This is a genomic window from Acinetobacter sp. T63 (genome assembly GCF_053852345.1).
Genome location: NZ_CM132659.1, coordinates 1,473,804 through 1,493,124 on the forward strand (window position 1 = coordinate 1,473,804; position 19,321 = coordinate 1,493,124).

General features: G+C 46.5%; 16 protein-coding genes and 1 pseudogene. 6 read left to right on the plus strand and 11 right to left on the minus strand.

Annotated elements, in window-relative coordinates; translation table 11 throughout:
- Window positions 1–40: 40 nt before the first annotated feature.
- Window positions 41–931 carry a 3-hydroxyisobutyrate dehydrogenase gene (mmsB, locus tag ACVLR6_RS07195; RefSeq protein WP_104470211.1) on the minus strand — a complete coding sequence of 297 codons (891 nt, stop codon included), beginning with the start codon at window positions 929–931 and terminating at the stop codon, window positions 41–43.
- An 11-nt stretch (window positions 932–942) separates the two neighbouring features.
- Window positions 943–2,472, minus strand: a complete 1,530-nt coding sequence (locus ACVLR6_RS07200; RefSeq protein ID WP_104471332.1) for a CoA-acylating methylmalonate-semialdehyde dehydrogenase — start codon at window positions 2,470–2,472, stop codon at window positions 943–945.
- A 177-nt stretch (window positions 2,473–2,649) separates the two neighbouring features.
- Here ACVLR6_RS07200 and ACVLR6_RS07205 point away from each other — a divergent pair, with 177 nt between their 5' ends.
- On the plus strand, window positions 2,650–3,534 hold the full coding sequence (locus tag ACVLR6_RS07205) for a LysR family transcriptional regulator (RefSeq protein ID WP_104471333.1): 885 nt from the start codon (window positions 2,650–2,652) through the stop codon (window positions 3,532–3,534).
- A gap of 132 nt (window positions 3,535–3,666) precedes the next feature.
- The gene (locus tag ACVLR6_RS07210; RefSeq protein ID WP_005177934.1) at window positions 3,667–4,344 is read left to right on the plus strand and encodes a type 1 glutamine amidotransferase domain-containing protein; all 678 of its coding nucleotides are present in this window, start codon (window positions 3,667–3,669) and stop codon (window positions 4,342–4,344) included.
- A gap of 131 nt (window positions 4,345–4,475) precedes the next feature.
- Here the strand turns inward: ACVLR6_RS07210 and ACVLR6_RS07215 are convergent, their stop codons facing one another.
- Window positions 4,476–6,230, minus strand: coding sequence for a bifunctional protein-serine/threonine kinase/phosphatase (locus ACVLR6_RS07215; RefSeq protein ID WP_286427270.1), 1,755 nt, complete (start codon window positions 6,228–6,230; stop codon window positions 4,476–4,478).
- 62 nt (window positions 6,231–6,292) lie between these two features.
- On the minus strand, window positions 6,293–7,102 hold the full coding sequence (locus ACVLR6_RS07220; protein ID WP_005178046.1) for a formate/nitrite transporter family protein: 810 nt from the start codon (window positions 7,100–7,102) through the stop codon (window positions 6,293–6,295).
- A gap of 292 nt (window positions 7,103–7,394) precedes the next feature.
- Here ACVLR6_RS07220 and cynS point away from each other — a divergent pair, with 292 nt between their 5' ends.
- Window positions 7,395–7,844, plus strand: a complete 450-nt coding sequence (cynS, locus tag ACVLR6_RS07225; RefSeq protein ID WP_005178047.1) for a cyanase — start codon at window positions 7,395–7,397, stop codon at window positions 7,842–7,844.
- A gap of 212 nt (window positions 7,845–8,056) precedes the next feature.
- On the opposite strand, the pseudogene ACVLR6_RS07230 reads toward cynS, so the two are convergent.
- Both ACVLR6_RS07230 and ACVLR6_RS07235 read right to left on the minus strand, forming a co-directional pair.
- A pseudogene (locus ACVLR6_RS07230) lies at window positions 8,057–8,281 on the minus strand (KGG domain-containing protein); the annotation flags it as partial.
- Between the two features lie 438 nt (window positions 8,282–8,719).
- Entirely contained in the window at window positions 8,720–9,961 is a 1,242-nt protein-coding gene (locus ACVLR6_RS07235) for an MFS transporter (protein ID WP_168397667.1), read from the minus strand.
- A gap of 658 nt (window positions 9,962–10,619) precedes the next feature.
- Here ACVLR6_RS07235 and ACVLR6_RS07240 point away from each other — a divergent pair.
- From ACVLR6_RS07240 to ACVLR6_RS07250, 3 genes are all read left to right on the plus strand, one after another.
- Entirely contained in the window at window positions 10,620–10,859 is a 240-nt protein-coding gene (locus ACVLR6_RS07240) for a DUF2171 domain-containing protein (RefSeq protein WP_104471337.1), read from the plus strand.
- A gap of 90 nt (window positions 10,860–10,949) precedes the next feature.
- Complete coding sequence (locus tag ACVLR6_RS07245; RefSeq protein ID WP_228288726.1) at window positions 10,950–11,831, plus strand: SDR family oxidoreductase; 882 nt, start codon at window positions 10,950–10,952, stop codon at window positions 11,829–11,831.
- A gap of 81 nt (window positions 11,832–11,912) precedes the next feature.
- Complete coding sequence (locus ACVLR6_RS07250) at window positions 11,913–12,077, plus strand: hypothetical protein (protein WP_016658124.1); 165 nt, start codon at window positions 11,913–11,915, stop codon at window positions 12,075–12,077.
- Between the two features lie 98 nt (window positions 12,078–12,175).
- Here ACVLR6_RS07250 and ACVLR6_RS07255 read toward each other — a convergent pair whose 3' ends face one another.
- The 5 genes from ACVLR6_RS07255 to ACVLR6_RS07275 all read right to left on the minus strand — a co-directional run bounded on the left by ACVLR6_RS07255 (window position 12,176) and on the right by ACVLR6_RS07275 (window position 19,247).
- Window positions 12,176–13,579 carry an iron-containing redox enzyme family protein gene (locus ACVLR6_RS07255; protein WP_455996140.1) on the minus strand — a complete coding sequence of 468 codons (1,404 nt, stop codon included), beginning with the start codon at window positions 13,577–13,579 and terminating at the stop codon, window positions 12,176–12,178.
- 316 nt (window positions 13,580–13,895) lie between these two features.
- Window positions 13,896–15,059, minus strand: a complete 1,164-nt coding sequence (locus tag ACVLR6_RS07260; protein ID WP_455996142.1) for a fatty acid desaturase family protein — start codon at window positions 15,057–15,059, stop codon at window positions 13,896–13,898.
- A gap of 17 nt (window positions 15,060–15,076) precedes the next feature.
- On the minus strand, window positions 15,077–16,099 hold the full coding sequence (locus tag ACVLR6_RS07265) for a ferredoxin reductase (RefSeq protein ID WP_160241305.1): 1,023 nt from the start codon (window positions 16,097–16,099) through the stop codon (window positions 15,077–15,079).
- Between the two features lie 372 nt (window positions 16,100–16,471).
- Window positions 16,472–17,758: a DcaP family trimeric outer membrane transporter gene (locus ACVLR6_RS07270; protein ID WP_455996144.1), complete on the minus strand. Its 1,287-nt coding sequence runs from the start codon at window positions 17,756–17,758 to the stop codon at window positions 16,472–16,474.
- Between the two features lie 106 nt (window positions 17,759–17,864).
- Complete coding sequence (locus ACVLR6_RS07275) at window positions 17,865–19,247, minus strand: aromatic acid/H+ symport family MFS transporter (protein ID WP_005178072.1); 1,383 nt, start codon at window positions 19,245–19,247, stop codon at window positions 17,865–17,867.
- Window positions 19,248–19,321 lie beyond the last annotated feature (74 nt).

Consider the following 19,321-nt stretch of genomic DNA (forward strand, 5'->3'; position numbering starts at 1 on the left):
TGGATGTAGCCTGTCCCTGCTCCATCATGTTGCTATTTTTTTACGCTGTTGGCGTGGTGTAATGATGCATGATGCTGGAGAAATCCAGATGTGCATGACCCTCCTGACACAGTTGCTGATACAGCTGTTGCACCAGACTGCCCAGAACAATCGGATGCTCCGCCTGATGTGCAGCATCAACCGCCAGCCCTAAATCTTTCAGCATCAGTTGTGCGGCAAAACCATCGGTATAGCCACGCGATGCCGGCGCATTGGCACAGATATCTGGCCACGGATTATAGACTTCAGAACTCCAGCAGCGCCCAGATGAGCTGTTAATGACTCCGGCCAGCGCTTGCGGATCAATCCCGAGTTTTACTCCCAGTGCCATGCCTTCGGCGACCGCCGTCATGGAAATACCCAGAATCAGGTTATTACAGATTTTTGCCACCTGCCCGGTGCCAATAGCACCACAATGCACCAGATTTTTCCCCATCGCACTCAGTACCGGCTTCACTGCTTCAAATGTGGCGGCATCGCCCCCAACCATAAAGGTCAAGGTGCCTTCTTTGGCGCCTAAGGTTCCACCAGACACCGGTGCATCACAGACCTGAATCTGTCGAGCCTGTGCAGCTGCCGCCACGTCCTGAATGGTTTTCGGGTCAATGGTGCTGCTGTCGATACATAAACTGCCAGCCGGTAGCACGTTCAGAATACCCTGTTCACCCAGGTACACCGTGCGTACATGCTGGGCCGCAGGCAGCATGGTCACCACCACATTGGCCTGTTGGGCTGCATCTTGCGGACTCTGGCAAACCACGCCACCGGCCTGGGCAAAATGTGCTAAAGCAGTCTCGCTCAAGTCATAGCCAAACACCTGATGGCCGGCTTTGAGTAAGTTCTGTGCCATGGAGCCGCCCATGTTGCCTAAACCAATAAATGCAATTTTCATGGTCATTCTCCTTAACGCAGACTGATGGTGGTATTCACACCGGCGCTTTCCTGATCATCTTCAAACCAGCGGCTGGTGATGGTTTTGGTCTGGGTATAGAACTGCACGGCCTGTTTGCCATACGGGCCTAAATCACCGAGTTTGGAGCCACGGGAACCGGTAAAACTGAAAAATGGTACCGGCACCGGAATTGGAATATTAATACCGACCTGACCAATATCAATCTGGTTCTGGAAAGTACGCGCGGTACTGCCGCTTTGGGTAAATAAGCCCACGCCATTACCAAACGGATTGGCATTAATCAGCTGAATGGCCTGTTCTAGTGTATCGACATGAATGATGGCCAAGACCGGACCAAAGATTTCTTCTTTATAAATGCGCATCTCGGTCGTGACCTGGTTAAAAATGGTCGGACCGACAAAATTGCCTTGCTCATAGCCGGCAACCTGCACATCACGGCCATCTAGCAGCAGTTCTGCACCCTGCTCGACACCACTGTTAATCAGGTCAATCACACGGGCTTTGGCACGGGTTGAGATGACCGGTCCGACATCAGTATTCGGTTCATGGCCAGCATTGACCTTTAAGGTTTTGGCTTTATTGACCAGCTCATCAACCCAGTGCTTGCTTTCACCGACCATTACCGCCACAGACAGGGCCATACAGCGCTGACCGGCGGCGCCAAAGGCTGCACCAACCAAGGCATTTAAGGTCTGTTCTTTATTGGCATCCGGCATCACCACCACATGGTTTTTGGCGCCCATCATTGACTGTACCCGTTTGCCATGCTGACCTGCCAGGTTATACACATGGGTGCCGACCGCGGTTGAACCGACAAAGGAAATGGCTTTGATGTCAGAATGTGTACACAGCAGATCGACCACTTCTTTACCACCATGCACCACATTCAGTACCCCGGCAGGAACACCAGCCTGCATCGCCAGTTCGACCAGCATCATGGTTGATAGCGGATCCTGCTCCGACGGCTTTAAGACAAAAGTATTGCCGCAGACAATGGCCATCGGGAACATCCACAATGGAATCATCGCCGGGAAATTAAACGGGGTAATTCCGGCACAGACACCTAAGGGTTGCTGCATGGTATAGGTATCTACCCCGCGCGCCACGCCTTCAATATACTCACCCATTTGCAGCGAACCGACCGAGCAGGCATGTTCCACCACTTCCAGGCCACGCTGAATATCACCTTCGGCATCTGCTAATGTTTTGCCCTGTTCAGCGGTCAGGACTTGTGCAATACTTTTTAAGTTTTGACGGATCAGCTCCTGCAGTTTCAGCATAATCCGCATACGGGCCTGAATAGGTGTTTCACGCCAGCTGGCAAAAGCCTGTTGGGCTGCGGCAATGGCGGCATTGACTTCTTCTGCAGTGGCAAACGGCACCTGACCCAGAACCTCCTGGGTAGCAGGATTGACAATATCTTGCCAATGACTGGTTCTGGAGTCGATAAATTCACCATTAATCAGCAGTTTTGCCGTGGTGATGCCGGTATTCGAATGGGGATGATGAATCGCGTTCATGGTCGCTCCGTGCTGGTTTGTTATTGTCGTTTTATCTGCCTTTACTGGCTGTTTTTAACGTATTATTTTTTACGCTGTTTCAGCAGACTAACAAAGAACACTTTTGGCACCAATAGAGATTGGCGCACGACGGTTGTGCAAATTTGCACAGAGATTTAACAGGATGTTAAACATAAAATGAAAGTTGATTGGGATCACTTACGCTTTTTTCTGGTCTTGGCCCGGGCCAAAACCCTCACCAATGCTGCGCGCCTGATGGAAGTGGAACACAGCACCGTGGCACGGCGCATTCAGGCGCTGGAAAATACCTTGGGTACCCAGCTGTTTAAACGTGAAGCCAAAGGCTATGAGCTGACTGCGGAAGGTCTGGCACTGGTGCCCCGCGTCGAACAGATGGAACAGTCTTTTATCCAGATTGATAAACGCCATGACCCTTTACAAGGCCGGGTACGCATTGGTGCGCCGGAAGGTTTCGGGACGGCGTTTCTGGCCCGGCTGCTGGCGGAGTTTTCACAGCATTATCCTTCGCTGACTATTGACCTGATTCCGGTGCCAAAAACCATCAAACTTTCACATCGTGAGGCCGATATTGTCATTTCAATTGACCGGCCCAAATCCGGGCCTTATATCATTACCCGACTCTCAAATTACTGTTTAAAACTGTACGGCAGTCAAAGCTATTTACAGCAAAACCCACCAATTAGACAGCTGGAAGATCTGAAACAGCACCGATTTGTCGATTATATTGATGATCTGGTGTATAGCTCGGCGCTGTATTCGCTGGAACGTTTGCCGCTGCAAGTGACAGCTTGTTTTCGCAGTAACAGTATTCTGGCCCAGCAGATTGCGGTCAGTACCGGCGCCGGACTGGCAATTTTGCCGCGATTTCTGGTGCATGATAAACCTGATCTGCAAGAAGTTCTGGGCGATCAGGTCAGTTTTACCCATACCTTCTGGATGTTGACCCTAGTTGATTTACAGCATGAGCCGAAAATCAAACTGGTCTGGGATTTCCTGCGCAAACAGGCCGATGTGCAGCAGGCCCTGTTAATGGGCACTTAAAATCCTTTGCAGTATCTGGAGATTGACACATGCCGATACAGCAACTGAACGTATCACAACACTTAGCGCCCATTACGCTTGCTAAATTAACAGCCGATGAACCGAATAATATGAACCATTCAGGAAAATGATATGAAGATTCTCATCGTGCTGACCTCTCATGACCGTCTGGGTGATACAGGCAAACAGACCGGTTTCTGGCTGGAAGAACTGGCCGCCCCTTATTATGCTTTTGTTGATGCTGGCGCCGAGGTGACCTTGGCCTCTCCTAAAGGTGGTCAACCGCCTCTTGATCCGAAAAGTAATGAACCCGATGCTCAGACCAAAGCCACCGAGCGTTTTAAGGCGGATACCGCCGCCATGCAAGATCTGGCGCAGACACGCAAACTCAGTGAGGTGTCGATTGCCGATTTTGATGCCGTGTTTTATCCGGGCGGTCATGGACCCTTATGGGATTTGGCCGAAGACCCGGATTCTATCTCTTTGATTGAACAAACATTGCAAGCCAATAAACCGGTGGCGTTGGTCTGCCATGCGCCGGGAGTATTACGTCATGTCAAAGCACAGGATGGCCAACCATTGGTCAAAGGCAAGACTGTGACCGGTTTTAGTAATACAGAAGAAGATGCGGTTGGGCTGACCAATGTTGTGCCCTTTTTAGTTGAAGATATGCTGAAAGAACACGGCGGACAATATTCAAAAGCTGAGGACTGGCAGGTGCATGTACAGCAAGATGGTTTGCTGATTACCGGACAGAATCCGGCATCCTCAGAGGCGACCGCAGAAGCATTATTGAAATTCTCGAAATAAGCATAGTCATCGACGTCATCGCTTTTTGTGCTTAATAGAAAACTCCTGAATGGATTATTCAGGAGTTTTTAAATTGTTCGGATTGAACAACTCTTGAAGAATGATGCCCACCGGTTCAAGCCAGCTGATGTCTAAACACTAAACATCAACGCCAAAGACAACAGCAAGCATAAAAATAACATAGCTGAAACCGCCTGCCAGAATCTAACAGGATTTTTATCCAGCAAGGAAGAATGAACCGGCTTTAAAAAATACCGGTTAGGATGCTTAAGGTCATACAGAAATTCTGACAATACCTCATAACGTTCATTTGGCATCAGGGCCAAGGCCTTATGCAAGGCTCCATCAATCCACACCGGAATATCTGGCCGATATTCTAAAATTGAATGATAACGCACCGTTTTTAGCTGTTTAAGCGTCTGACAACGCGCCAGTTCGGTGCCATAGGGTAACTGTTTGCTAAGTACATAATACAGTACCACGGCCAGTGAAAACTGGTCTGAACGGGTGGAAACCGGCCGCGAGCAAAAATATTCCGGCGCCATAAAGGCCAAGGTGCCCAAAGCCGCGGCATGTTGCGGCTGTGATTCGGAAATCCCCTTGACCAGGGTCGCACCAAAATCAATCAGTTTTAGCTCTAACTGTGCATTCAGCATGATATTTTCAGGGCGAATATCCTGATGCAGCATGTCCAGCCGGTGAAAAGCCTGCAAGCCTTTAATGATCTGTTCCGTAATCTGGATGGCGGTTTCAAGCGCAATCGGCTGGCGTTGCTGATGCAACCATGTATTTAAGGTCTGGCCAGATAAATATTCATAGGTTTGAAAATAATAAGATTTACTGCGCTGATGCGGATAGGCCGCTAACACCTGTGGATGCTGAATCCGTTTTGCTACCCACTCTTCCAGTAGAAAACGCTCCAGCGCTTGTGCATTCTGGGTTAAATCCAGTGACGGAATTTTAATGACCAGTTGCTGCTGCCGTGCTTCATCCCAAGCCAGATATAAACGGCTACGATGATTCTGGTGCAGCACGTTTTGAATCCGGTAGCCTTCAAACTGCTGACCTATGCTTAAATCCGGGGCCAGACTCAGCTGGTTGCGACTCGGCTGAAATTGTGACTGGGCCTGCTGTGGCAGCTGCTGTACCTGTACAATTTGCAGGGTTAAATTGTCAGGACTGCCCTGTGCATCAGCCAGATGGACCAGCATTTCTGCTACCTGATCAAGATCTAAAGTTTCGGAATCGTGGAGCGCATCAATGATTTGACTATCCGACAGATATTCATATACACCATCGGTCATCAACAGGAAAATATCATCCTGTGCCAACGGCAGACTTAAATAATCCACCTCTACTTTCTGCGCCACGCCCAAAGCCCGGCTTAAATAGCTTTCCCGGGAAGATAACCAGACCCGATGGTCAACACTGAGCTGTTCCAGCTGCTGCTCACGCAAGCGGTAAATACGGGCATCACCAATATGAAACAGATGTACAGTTTCATGTTTGAATACCAGCGCGCTAAAAGTGCAGACATAGCCGCGGTCTTTATCGACACGGCCCTGACTTTGCTGGGTCTGGGCATAGAGCCAGGAATTGGTGGCACGAATCACCCGATCGACCGAAGTTTTGACACTCCAGGAATCGGGCGTCGAAAAGTAATCGGCCAGAAAACTGGACACTGCGGTTTCACTGGCGATATGACTGACATTGCTGCTGCTGATACCATCGGCAATGGCACAGGCAATGCCCTTTTGCTGTGCCAGATAGCCCTCCGGAACGGCCGCGCCGTGAAAATCCTGATTGCTCTCTTTGCGGCCGGCAGCACTATATTGCCCAAGCCGAATTTGAAGTGAAGTCTGGTGTGAAGATGGCAAAGTGGACATGCGCTGTTCTCAACTGGCTGGAATCTTCCCTGATTCCTGAATTCATCCTGTGGGCTTAAAACTTAGAACTCGCGTTTTGGTGCAGTGCGGACATGCGTGGTATAAAGCGCAAGACCAGTTAAAGCCAAACCACCTACCAGGTTCCCCAGCGCTACCGGTAACTCATTCCAGATAAAGTAGTCCATCACCGAGAAATCGCCGCCCATCATCATCGCGAACGGGAACAGGAACATATTCACCACCGAATGTTCAAAGCCCATGGCAAAGAACAGCATGATCGGCATCCACATCGCAATAAACTTGCCACTAACGGTGGTCGACATCATCGCGCCAATCACGCCAAGCGACACCATCCAGTTACAGAGCATGCCGCGAATGAAAATTGTGATCCAGCCAGCTACGCCATATTCTTTGTAGCCCAGCGTCCGGTCTTCACCAATATGTGCAATCGCCAGACCGACCTTGTTTGGTTCGGTCGAAAAGCCGTAGGTATAGACCGCTGCCATCATCACCGCCACAATCAGCGCACCAGTGAAGTTACCGACAAAGACCACGCCCCAGTTTTTCAGGATTCTGGCCCAGGTCACGCCCGGACGTTTATCCAGCCAGGCCAATGGCGTCAGGACAAATACCCCGGTCAGCAGGTCATAGCCCAGCAGATACAGCATACAAAAGCCGACCGGGAATAATAATGCACCAATTAAAGGCACGCCGGTTTGCACTGCAATGGTGACCGCAAAAACCGCTGCCAGCGCCAGAATAGCCCCGGCCATGGTGGCGCGGATCAGCACATCACGGTTTGCCATATGTAGTTTCGATTCACCGGCATCCACAACTTTGGTTGCAAATTCGGAAGGTGCAAGATAAGCCATTGCGAGTACCCCTCAACGATTGAAATTTAGCAGTGAGATGATTTGCAAATAAAAAGCGCCCAAGACGACTTTCACGTCTTAGGCGCCATTGCCTGAATCATCCAGCATGTTTTAAAAATTTATGGCGTCGTTGCCATCAGTTCAGTGGAGATACAGCAAGGAACGTACCAACTTTGGGTGAAAGATAAATTTACGCCATGGTCAGATTCAAGATCTGAGCTGATTTTAAGCTGGCATACATTGTGCTTTTCCCTTCTCAGTGTTTTAGCCATAAGCAGTTGAGGAAATAGATATGATTAGCCACCGCCAACAAGTGACAGACATGATTTTATCTGCCAAGGTACTGAACAATATTCAGTGGTCCAGCGTGGCGCAGGAAATTGGTTTATCCAAAGAATGGGTAACGGCAGCCTGTTTGGGGCAAATGGCATTGAATAAGGAACAGGCCGAAAAAATTGGTCAGATATTTAACCTGAGTGATGAAGCCGTGGCCTGGTTACAGATTGTGCCGTATAAAGGCTCTCTGCCAACCAGCGTTCCGACCGATCCTTTAATTTACCGCTGGTATGAAGTGGTGAATGTCTATGGTTCTACCATTAAAGAGCTGATTCATGAAGAATTTGGCGACGGGATTATGAGCGCAATTGATTTTAGTATGGATATTCAACGGGAAAGCCATGAAAATGGCGACCGGGTAAATGTGGTGCTATCCGGGAAATTTTTGCCGTATAAATCCTATTAAGATGAGTTTGTGTTGAGCTTAAAACTCTAAGCAATCACAAAAATCTGCGCTTACCTTATTCATAAAGATGATCAAGTAAAGATCAAAACCACATTCATTCCCCCATAAAAATAGGCTTAATCTTCCCGGACAAAAACGATTGCTGTTTTATCCGGTCAGATTAAGCCTATGTTTTTTAGCAAGCTGTACTAGTCCGAGGTAAAGCGTCCATAACGGTCGCGTTTACGCGTGCTGGAAGATGAGCTGCGGCCACGGCGATTGTCATCGTTTATATGACTTCTGGCGCCGGCACGGCGTGCTTCTTCTGACGTAAACTCATGCGCATTGCCGCTGGCATGGGCTGCGCGCCCACCACGACTGGCAATTTCTCTTTGTTCATCTGGATCCATACTCGCAAATCCACGATTTGAAGTACCCTCATTACGTGTATTGGCCATGATTCACCCTTCCTGTTATTTATTTTGATTGTCTATGTTGCGACTCTTTTAAGATAAGAGTGAAAATTAAGATAAACAGCCGCGCTTTGTTTCAGATCATTGGAATGTAGCAGGTCTTTTTTATTTTAAAAAATTAACAGGCTGTATTTAAAATAGTAAAATTTTATTCTTTTAAATATCTTTTTTTAATTTTTTACCATCTTTATATTTCAGCTGTTTTTATTTAAAAAATGAAATAATAAACGCGTTAAGATGAAGTGGTTTATTTTCTTAATAATAAAAAATATTTAAATAGAGTCCATAATTTTTAAATATATTCTTTAGTCCCTTGATTTCACTTTCATTGTCTTATGAATTGCGGCTTAAATATAAAAAAAGCCAGTCAGTGAGCGCTGACTGGCGAAAAGGAAGACACAGATAAGTAGCTGAATGTCCGATTTAGTCGACCTGGGTAAAGCGGTTTAAGACAGCAATCGACAGCAGCAATAAGGCCACCAGCGCAAAGACGGTGCTCAGGCCAATGGCTTCACTTAGGAAACCGACCAGCGCCGGGCCACTTAATGAACCACTATAGGCAATGGTCGATACCAGCGATAAAGCAGCCGCTTTAGGCATAATGTTCTGACGGCCAACACGGGAGAACATCACCGGCACAATATTGGAACAGCCAAAACCGAGTAAGGCATAGCCCAACAGGACTACTGCCCAGTGCGGCGCCATCACAATAATGCCTAGACCCAAGGCCGCACACAGCGCGCTATAGGTGATGATGTTTTTCTCGCCCCACATTCTTAATAAACGACGTCCGGAAAAACGGCCGATGGTCATGGTAATGGCAAAGAAAGTATAGGCCAGACCGGCAAAAGAAGCGTCCATCCCAAAGTTGCTAACCAGATAAATTCCGCTCCAGTCCATTGCCGAGCCTTCTGATAAAAAGGCAATAAAACAGACCAAACCAATTAACAGAATCATCGGGCTTGGGCGAAATTTCTGCTTCGCTGATGGTGCGATGTCTTCTGGGGCTGTGTCTGATTTTTTCTCAATTTCAGACAGGCTGTTGGGAACGGCCAGAATGGCAATAAAGGCCAGCACCGCGCTCATGATTAAAGCGCTCATTAGCGGTGAAACACCCAATGACAGCAGCACAGTCACAGTCAGCACACCAAGTAAACCGCCCAGACTGCACATACCATGGAAGCTGGACATCATATTTTTCAGGCTGTTCTTTTCAACAATCACCGCCTGTAAATTAATGGCCACCCCAAATGCACCCACCGCGGTCCCAAAGATAAACAGCACAATTGCCATGCTTAAGGCAGTACCAAATACCGTCAGTAACGGCAAAATGATCATCGCTGCAACCAGCGCAATCCCGATTAAAATACGGCAGCCAATACGCTGGATTAACAGACCGGCCGCAGGCATGGCCAGCATCGATCCAATCCCCATACAGAGTAGCAACAGGCCAAAGTCTGCATGGTTTAAAGAAAGACGTTGTTGTGCAAATGGAATGAGCGGTGCCCAAGATGCCGTACTTAAACCCAGACCAAAAAAGCTGAGTTTGGTTGCCAGACCTTGTGCATTGAGCTGGGCAGATGCATCGACGACTGTGGTTTTGGAAAACAACATGTATGTGCCACCTTCTAAAAACAGGGCATCCCATTCCAAAAAATTGTCCATAGAAAAACCCCTGCACACTTATAGGAAAATCTATAAACTTGCAGGGGCTTTTGTTGGCGGAATTATACACAATTCACAGCACTGTACAGCCCTTTTTTGTCTATTTTACAAACAATTTTGTAATGACAAAAAGTACTTCATTTTTCTCATTTTTTTGAAAAATTCCAGCTGCAATATTTTTATATAATCATTTAAAAACAAATGCTTAATAGGTTGATTGTTTTATTCAATCAGTTTGATGAGTTTTAGTGATTGCCTGAAAATTGGCTTACATACAGATACACAGCCCTGCCCTTTCAGTTTTGATTATTTCGACCGCTCAACCATCTAGCTGATGCAGGATTAAGCGTTTAAACCAATAAGTAGCTAGAGATCTTCTGTAGTTTATAATTTTTATTTAAAAATAATAAAATGAGATTTATAAATATATGATTTTTGATTATCTCAACTCATCTATTTCAATATAACAATAGCTTTAATTATTTAAATTTAGCCTCAATCATTTAGATATTTCATAATGTGTAATATATATCTGCATGTAGTGAATTGTTATACTCTATGGCGGAGTTGTTTCGATTTTAAATAAAGCCATTTTTATCTCTTTGAGGCGTTTAAATTAAATAGAGATATTTATTTCATCTGAATTGGAGTAATAAAAATGGCTGATATTAATTTAAATAACATTCAGAAACATAGCGAAGTTATTGCCTCCTGCGGCACCCATGTCGGTACGGTCGATCATCTGGAAGGCAGCGATAAAATCAAACTGACCAAGCAGGATTCTGGCGATGGGATGCACCATTACATTCCGATCTCTTGGGTGGAAGAAATTCGTGGCAACCAGATTATCCTGAACAAGAATTCTGAAGAAGTCACCCGTCAGTGGGAAGCAGTATAACTTCTAAAAAGCACGATCTGCCCAGACTCGTGCTTTTTTATCGCTAACGATTTCATCTGATTGAGCAAAACAATAAATCGACCCTAAAATTTGGAGAACTCCATGAATCATTATCCTGACAGCCCATCTCCGCAAGAGAAACAGGAGCATCAGCCCGGTGTGCAATATAAAATGACGCCCGAACCTGAAATTATTAAAAGCAATTATCAGGGCAGTCAAAAACTCAAAGACAAGGTGGCCTTAATTACCGGCGGTGATAGCGGCATCGGCCGCTCCGTGGCAGTGCTGTTTGCCCGCGAAGGTGCCAATATTATTATTCCCTATTTAGAAGAAGATCAGGATGCGCAAGACACCAAGCGACTGGTCGAGCAGGAAGGCTGTCAATGTCTGCTGATTCAATGTGACCTGCGCCAGCATGCGGCAGTACAGCAGATGGTCGATCTGGCTTTGCAGCAATTTCCGCATATTAATATTCTGGTCAATAATGCCGCCGTACAATATCCACAAAAAACCATTGAGGATATTAATCCCGAACAGCTGCATAAAACCTTTGAAACCAACCTCTACCCGCTGTTTTATGTGACCCAGTTACTCATTCCTCAAATGCAGCCCGGTGACAGTATTATCAATACCACCAGTATCACCAGCTATCAGGGCCATAATGAGCTCATTGATTATGCCAGTACCAAAGGGGCTATTACTGCCTTTACCCGTAGCCTGTCGACCAACCTGCTAAAAAATAAAACCGGGATTCGGGTGAATGGTGTCGCACCCGGCCCAATCTGGACGCCGTTAATTCCAAGCAGTTTTGATGAAGAACAGCTAAAAGGTTTTGGTGAAGATACCCCCATGGGCCGTATGGGTCAGCCAAGTGAAGTTGCGCCAGCTTATCTGTTTTTAGCCTCCGATGAAGCCAGCTATATTTCCGGTCAGGTGATTCATGTCAATGGCGGTACCATTGTCAATGGTTAACGGCATTTAAAGGCACACAAGCAATGTAGATAATATTTTGAGTTTTATTGAAACATGCAGATCTATACAGGAGTGAAACTGATGTCTAGAGGTGATAAGTCGGCCTATACCGACAAGCAGAAACGTCAGGCCCGCCATATTATTGAATCGGAAAAAGAGCGAGGCCATTCCGAAGAAGAAGCAGAACGCATTGGCTGGTCTACCGTCAATAAACAGGATGGCGGCGGTAAAAAGAAATCCCACTAAATGCCCTTCTGTTCTGCTGGAACCCTTTTAAACTTCTATAAAAATGCCAATCCTTAGGATTGGCATTTTGTTAGGTGATGACAAGTAGTCATCAAATTTTATTGAATCTGCTGCAGTGCTTGCGGGAATAAAAACTGGGTCAGTTGACGCGTGGCCCATAAACCAGTGGGATTATGATGCTGATGCGGCGCCAAGTAAGGCAATAGCAGATTGATTTTTTCTTCTGCGCTACGCGCCAGTTTTAATTGCTGCTGCAAGGCCTGCTGTTCGCTTGAATTGAAATAATCGACAATATAATCATCGATCTGCTGCACCGGGGTTACTGCCTTAAACGGCGCACGGCGTTCGGTATAGGCTTGGGCAATCCAGTCATAAATAATCTGCTGTTCAGCGACTGAAAACACCCCAAACATTTTACCTTCTTCATTGTGAATCAGCTGCCAGAAGCGGCTTGCACTCGGATGCTGGCCGCGTTTAATCCACTGTTTATCCTGTAACACCTGAAGGAACTCAACCACTTTCTGGTCATTGCTGAGCCATTCATTCACCGATGCCTGGGCAAAGCGGCAACGGTTATTATGAATCAACTTGCCGACCACAGCTTTTTTCTTGAAAATCTTTTCAATCAGCGGGGTTAAATCACTGTTTTTAATAATTTCAGTCGAGCCTAGGCCAACATCATTCAGAGCATAGCCGCGTTTCAGTTTGTCAATAAACTCTGTTTTATTGGCGGCCTGACTATAGCCATATTCCAGTGCGGCGACTGAACGATGCGCGTGACCATTGTCCAGGTTATCAATGGTAATGTGCACATTAAAATACTGATGATCCAGCCCCAGTTCAGCCAGTTCATAATTACTGATCAGCAAATGCAACGGCAACTGTTCATAGCCTAAATTAAAACCAATCACTTCCGGCAGATATTGCTGCGGCGCATAGGCCAGCGCCAGTTGTACCACGGGCTGATAATAGTATTCATCTTCCAGTCCTTCGACCAGATCTTGCAGATTCAGACTGCTCAGCAATTGCTGATACATCGACACGTGATTGGCTTTGGCTGAACCGAGGCCCAGCTCTTCCAGATAAATCATGATCAGATGCTGAAAATTCGGATCAGACCAATGTTTTAAGGTGCTATACAGCCAGGAACCATCGACATATTTTACTGGCGCGACTTTCACCAGAAAGTCATAGGCGGCGGCTACATGCTGAAAGTATTCACGCTGACCACCAGCCTGACGCCGGCTTAAATACTGCTGATAGCGTTCACAATTCTGCATATTCTGCTGAAAAAGCCAGTCTTTGATCTGGACTGGCTCATCGGGTAAAGGAATAGATGGAGAATCTATCTGGTGAAGCTCGCGCTGTAAAAGCTGGGCCGAAAGCTTTTCTTTTTCTGGTGCTGGCGTGCTTTCATCCAGAAAGAAATGAAACAGCTCCCGATAGCTTTTTTGTCGTTCGAGTTTTAAGGGGCGATAACTGTTCTGAGAGACAACTGACATCTTGTTATTTTCCATTATTTTTCACTCAAACCAGCTTAGGAGATTCGCCAAAATCACCATAGTTCAGTTTTGTTAAACCACGTTAACTTGCCGGCTGCTCAAAAATAAAGCGCAGAGATATCAGAAATTTATAAAGATAATTCAGTTACATAATCGGCAAGTCCGGGCATTTTTTCTGTAAAAATAGCTCATCCTCCTGTAGCGCTGTTGCACTCAAGTTTGAGTCTTGAGTAAAAAATGCAGCAGTTATGCAAAATAAAAAAGACCAAAAGACATCTTATCTTCTGGTCTTATAAAAGCTGGCTAAAATCTGCTGTTACTGGAATTTGGCTTTCAGCTGGGCCAGACAGGTACGAATCAGGTGACCGCCCTGCCCGATTTTGTCCTGCCAGTGATTTGGCACCGAACACTTGGCCAGACGCACCCAGACACTGGAAAACTGCTGGATAAAATTGGCCTCATTATAATGAATGCCATAATCTGCACACAGCGCCTTGATTTTTGGTGCCACTTCGGCATAACGGTTGGCCGGCATATCCGGAAATAAATGGTGTTCAATCTGATGGCTTAAATTTCCACTTAAAATATGCAGCCACTGGGTGCCACTAAAATTACTCGAACCGCGAATCTGGCGGATATACCATTCAGCCCGGCTTTCATTTTCGGTGTTGTCGGCTTCAAAATTTTCCGCATCTTCAGTGAAATGGCCGTTAAAGATCACCGCGGATGCCCACAGGCTGCGAATCACATTGGCGACAGCATTGCCGGCAAAAACCGGAATGGCATTTGGCCCGGCAAGCAGCGGGAAAAAGACATAATCTTTGACCACCTGACGGCGCATTTTCTTTCTTAAACCGGCCGCTTCATCCCAGACCTGTTTCCAGGTTTTGGTTTTATAAACCAGTACATCTTCTAAATGCAGACGTTGCAGCCCCACATACCATTCAAAAAATACCATCAGCTGAATGGCCAGCGGAATATTCATCAAAAAACGCGGTTCCCATTTTTGTGCTTCGCTAACCCGTAGCAAGCCATAGCCGACATCGTGGTCTTTGTCGACAATATTGGTATAGGTGTGATGAATATAGTTATGGGTATATTTCCAGTCGTCTCCGGTGGCAATGGTGTCCCAGTCATAACTGGCACCGTTCAGGGTCGGATCATTCATCCAGTCAAACTGGCCATGCATGACGTTATGACCCAGCTCCATATTTTCAACAATTTTGGATAATCCGAGTAAACCAGTCCCCAATAACCATACTGGCGGAATCCAGCCGCCAAACATCAGCATCCCACGTGAGGCAATTTCACTATAGCGGACAAAATTACGGATTTTATAAATATACTGGGCATCTTTTTCCCCCAGATCGTCCATGACTTCACGGCGGATGGCTTCCACTTTGGCACCAAATTCCTGAATCTGAGCCTCGGTTAAATATTTTGACTTGCTGTTCGGATGTAACGCGGCAGGCATATTCATGTGATGTTCCCTCCAGATTATAAGTTAATCACGACAGGACTGATTGCCTGCGTCACACAAAGTTTGATTTGGGTATTATGGTTATGGTCAATTTCACCGGTCAGCAGATTACGCACGCTGCCGCTGACTTTGGTACAGGAACAGGTATTGCAAATACCCATGCGACAGCCATGGGCCGGTCTTAACCCGGCGGCTTCGGCACTGTCCAGCAAATTGCTGTTGGCCTGAAAATCCTGCTGCGAGCGCAAGAACTGCACCGGCTGCGCCTCCAGAGTTTCATCTGCGGTCATTTGAAAATACTCGGAATGAAACTGCTCGCTTAAATCCAGCTGCTGACAAATCTGCTGGGCGGCCTGCATCATCGAGGCTGAACCACAAGCATAAATATGTCGCTCACCCAGTTGCTCGACCGTGTTTTGCAGTAAGGCCAAAGACAAATGCTGACGCTGTTCTACGGTATTAAAATGATGATATTTAAAATGCGGATACATCAGCGCCAGGGTTTTAATTTCGGCATGGAAGGCATCATCCCGGGTGAAATACAGCAGGTCTATCGGCTGGGTCGAGCTGACCACGGCTTTTTGTAATAAGGAATATATGGCGGTAATCCCACTGCCCGATGCAATAAAACATAAAGATGGAACTTGTGCCGGCAGCACAAAATTGCCCTGCGGCTGGGACAGCTCCACCACAGCCCCTGCCGGTAACCGGGTCAAGGCATTGGACATTTTGCCTTGCCGTTTGATGGCCAGAATCACATCGCCGTTATCGAGCAAAGTGACAATGGAATAGCTGCGCTGCTGGCGGACCCCATTCATCGCCAGCGTGATCAGAATACTTTGTCCGGCCTGAAAACGCTGTGCCTGAAAATTCTGGTTGGGACGTAAATGAATTTTATAAAAGTCTGGACTTAATGCCTGAATTTCAACAACGCAGGCTTTGACTTTTTTCAATGCCCAGACTGGATTTATTTTTTCTGCAATAAAATCAATAAAATCTTCTCGAATCCACTCGGGTTTATACTCTACAGAAGTGCTCATAGCGGCCTCATGATTTTTTCAGTGAACGGATGTTCTTTTTTTAATGTTCATGCCCACTATATAGATTCATGATCTCGATTCCATGTGAATGCAGGACAAAACTTGTCTTTTCCTTATGTTTTAGCTGGTTTTGTCTGACAAGATTCTGCACTTTTTCGGTCCCAACTTCGATGGGAGAAGTTTTATTGTTCTGATTTGCTTTTGTGCAGGCGCAGGATTTTTCATGAAAATGTCGTATGCTTTTGTCAGACTCGGTGAAAATGCCTGATATTTTTGCTGTAATTGTCCCCCACATTAGACTTAAGTCCAAAAAAGTCTAAAAACAAAAAAGCCAGAAGTGTCCTTCTGGCTTTTTTAATGTATAGCGTGTAATTAGAAGTTATAGATGGCCACCATATTAATACGGTTGTCTTCACCTGTTTTGCTGCCATTGGCCGCAGGGACTACTGCTTCACGCTCACCATAGACATATTCCAGACCTAAGCTAACTGGCTTGATCGGGCTATAGAAGACATTGGCCCATGCCTGCCATAAGTCTTTGTTAACGCCAGTTCGTTTATCTGCTGGAGTCGCTGCCAGATAATCAGCATCCTGATCAAAGCTCATATAGCCATAACCCACTGTGCCGCGCAGTTTTTCATTAAACTTCTGGGTCAGACCGACAGTAATCGAATCAAACTCGCTTTGCTCCAGACCATTCGCCCCCTGGATGGTGCCGGTATTGGCAAAAGACACAAAACTGCTATCACCCTTCACATGGTAGTAGTCTGCTTTTAAAGTCGTGCTTGGGGTCACATCATATTTAGCGCCCAAGCCCACACCCCACGCCATTTCTTCATCAGAATTGATGCGTTTTTCATGGCCCATGGCACGTGCGCTCACGCTCATGTTATCGGCGAACTGATGATTTAAGCGCGCAGTTAAAGCCGGTAAACGCTGGGTGATGCTGTTATCTTTTGGGTCTTCAGCAGCCACCACCAGATTGGTTTGCGGGCTGAATTTCGCGGTATAACGCACTTGCGGGGTACGTTTAACTGCGCCACCGGCATAGGCCAAAGCATCGACTGTTTCCGGCATATAATCCGGTACCGCAAAGTTTGACCAAGTTTGACCAATTAACCAGTTGCCATAATTTAAGTAAGCATGACGAATACGTAAGTTATCAAAATTTGAACCGCCCAAGAAGTCGACTTCAATTTTACCTTTTACGTCTTGATCACCCACAGGGCTTTTGAAATCCAAACCTAAACGTGTAGCAGAAAGCGTTGATCTTAAACGATCACTACTTTCATTGCCTTCTAACGCTACGGCATTAATATGGTTATATGGCAAATCTCGGCTACTGCCCTCAACCTGATAAGAACCATCCATACGGACGTTTCCATACAGGTTAAATTCAGCATTACCCAGCGTCATACCCAAGCCGCGCTTTTCAGTGCTGGCTTTTTGTGCAACAGGTGGTTGTACCGCAGTATTGGCAAGTTGGTTTAAATTCGCTTGAACCGTTTGATTTTGTTGAGCATATTGATGAACAAGTGCTTTCAGTTGTTGCACTTCCTGACGAAGCTGCTCAACTTCCTGGCTGCTTTGCGCATTGGCCATTACACTCATTGTTAAACCGACAGCAATTACTAAAGGTTTGATCATCATTGTTTTCATGGGCACACTTATCCTGTGACTATCCGTTTTTGTCGTTCCTGACAAAGTTTCATTGTTTTAAAGTTTGGCTAGCCTGAAGAACTCAAGCTAGCGGTTTGCTCAGAGATTAATGTGCAGAGCTTTTGACTGCTTTGACATTGCTGTTGGCGAAGCTTTCCTGCTTGGCTTTGGCACCATCTACCGAGACTTTCAGATTTACCATAAAGATCGCTACGGCTGCAATTAGACCAGGGATGGCAATCATCATGAAATTCATCTGGTGTGGCAGGTTTAAAGTCAGCAGTGCACCAGTCAGCACAGGCCCGACAATCGCGCCGATCCGGCCAATTCCAGAGGCCCAACCCATACCGGTTGAACGTACTGTAGTCGGGTAAAACTGTGCGACGAAAGTATATAGTAAAATTTGTGATCCAATGGTGGCTGCACCGGCAATGGCAATTAAGGTATACAGCACTGGCTGTGGACTGTTAAAGCCAAGCAGGATTAGCGCAATTGCCCCCACGGTGAACATAATGGTCAATACCGGTTTCAGATGGAAACGATCTGACAAGGCACCGCCACCAATTGCACCGACCATACCGCCAATATTCAGCGCGAACAGGAACAGCATACTTGCACCGAGTGAATAACCGGCCTGAATCATCAGTTTTGGTAACCAGCTGCCCAATGCATAGACCATTAACAGACACATGAAGAACGCAACCCAGAACATTAAGGTACTGAAGGTACGACCTTGCTGGAACAGTGCACGTAATGGGGCTTCATCACCGGCCATCACTTCATTCAGCACAAACTGGGTATTTGGCGCAATATTCTGTTCTGGAGCAATTTTCTGTACAAAGGTGCGGACCTGTTCTGTTTCACCTTTTTTAGTGAGGAACATCAGGGATTCTGGCAAGAATTTCCACAGCAGCGGTAACAGCAATAATGGTGTACCGGCTAGGTAGAACATGATTTTCCAGCCATAATCTGCCACCAGCCATGCACCTAACAAGGCAGAGGTCATCCCGCCAATGGCATAGCCACTGAACATCACGGCAACCAGAGTACTCCGAATCCGTTTTGGTGCGTATTCGGTCATCAGTGCCACCACGTTTGGCATCACACCGCCAATACCTAAACCGGCAAGGAAACGTAAAATACCAAACTCAATCGGGTTACTGGCAAAAGCACCGAGGAAGGTAAAGCCACTGAAAATGGCCACACAGATCATAATGGTCTTTTTCCGGCCCAGTTTATCGGAGAGCGTTCCGAAACTCATGGCACCAAACATCATCCCGAACAGCGCGGTACTGGCCAATAGCCCTGCCTCTACCGCACCAAGTGACCATTCCTGCATCAATAGTGGTAAAGCCACCCCGTAAATAACCAGGTCATAGCCGTCGAAGATAATAATTAATAAACACCATAAAAGTACGCCCCAGTGAAATGGCGTAAATTTCGCGTTATCAACCACCGTATTGATGTTTACTGAATCTGTTGTATTCACGATAAGCCTCCTGCTTGTGAAACCGTCCAAATTTTTGTAAACAATGACCCAATGCGTTATTTTTGTCCAAAACC

Coding starts and splice junctions, on each gene's coding strand:
- ACVLR6_RS07260 (WP_455996142.1), bottom strand. CDS start 15,059: ATGAATATGCCTGCCGCGTTACATCCGAACAGCAAGTCAAAATATTTA.
- ACVLR6_RS07265 (WP_160241305.1), bottom strand. CDS start 16,099: ATGAGCACTTCTGTAGAGTATAAACCCGAGTGGATTCGAGAAGATTTT.
- cynS (WP_005178047.1), top strand. CDS start 7,395: ATGATTAGCCACCGCCAACAAGTGACAGACATGATTTTATCTGCCAAG.
- ACVLR6_RS07215 (WP_286427270.1), bottom strand. CDS start 6,230: ATGTCCACTTTGCCATCTTCACACCAGACTTCACTTCAAATTCGGCTT.
- ACVLR6_RS07240 (WP_104471337.1), top strand. CDS start 10,620: ATGGCTGATATTAATTTAAATAACATTCAGAAACATAGCGAAGTTATT.
- ACVLR6_RS07235 (WP_168397667.1), bottom strand. CDS start 9,961: ATGGACAATTTTTTGGAATGGGATGCCCTGTTTTTAGAAGGTGGCACA.
- ACVLR6_RS07270 (WP_455996144.1), bottom strand. CDS start 17,758: ATGAAAACAATGATGATCAAACCTTTAGTAATTGCTGTCGGTTTAACA.
- ACVLR6_RS07255 (WP_455996140.1), bottom strand. CDS start 13,579: ATGTCAGTTGTCTCTCAGAACAGTTATCGCCCCTTAAAACTCGAACGA.
- ACVLR6_RS07205 (WP_104471333.1), top strand. CDS start 2,650: ATGAAAGTTGATTGGGATCACTTACGCTTTTTTCTGGTCTTGGCCCGG.
- ACVLR6_RS07200 (WP_104471332.1), bottom strand. CDS start 2,472: ATGAACGCGATTCATCATCCCCATTCGAATACCGGCATCACCACGGCA.
- ACVLR6_RS07210 (WP_005177934.1), top strand. CDS start 3,667: ATGAAGATTCTCATCGTGCTGACCTCTCATGACCGTCTGGGTGATACA.
- mmsB (WP_104470211.1), bottom strand. CDS start 931: ATGAAAATTGCATTTATTGGTTTAGGCAACATGGGCGGCTCCATGGCA.
- ACVLR6_RS07220 (WP_005178046.1), bottom strand. CDS start 7,102: ATGGCTTATCTTGCACCTTCCGAATTTGCAACCAAAGTTGTGGATGCC.
- ACVLR6_RS07250 (WP_016658124.1), top strand. CDS start 11,913: ATGTCTAGAGGTGATAAGTCGGCCTATACCGACAAGCAGAAACGTCAG.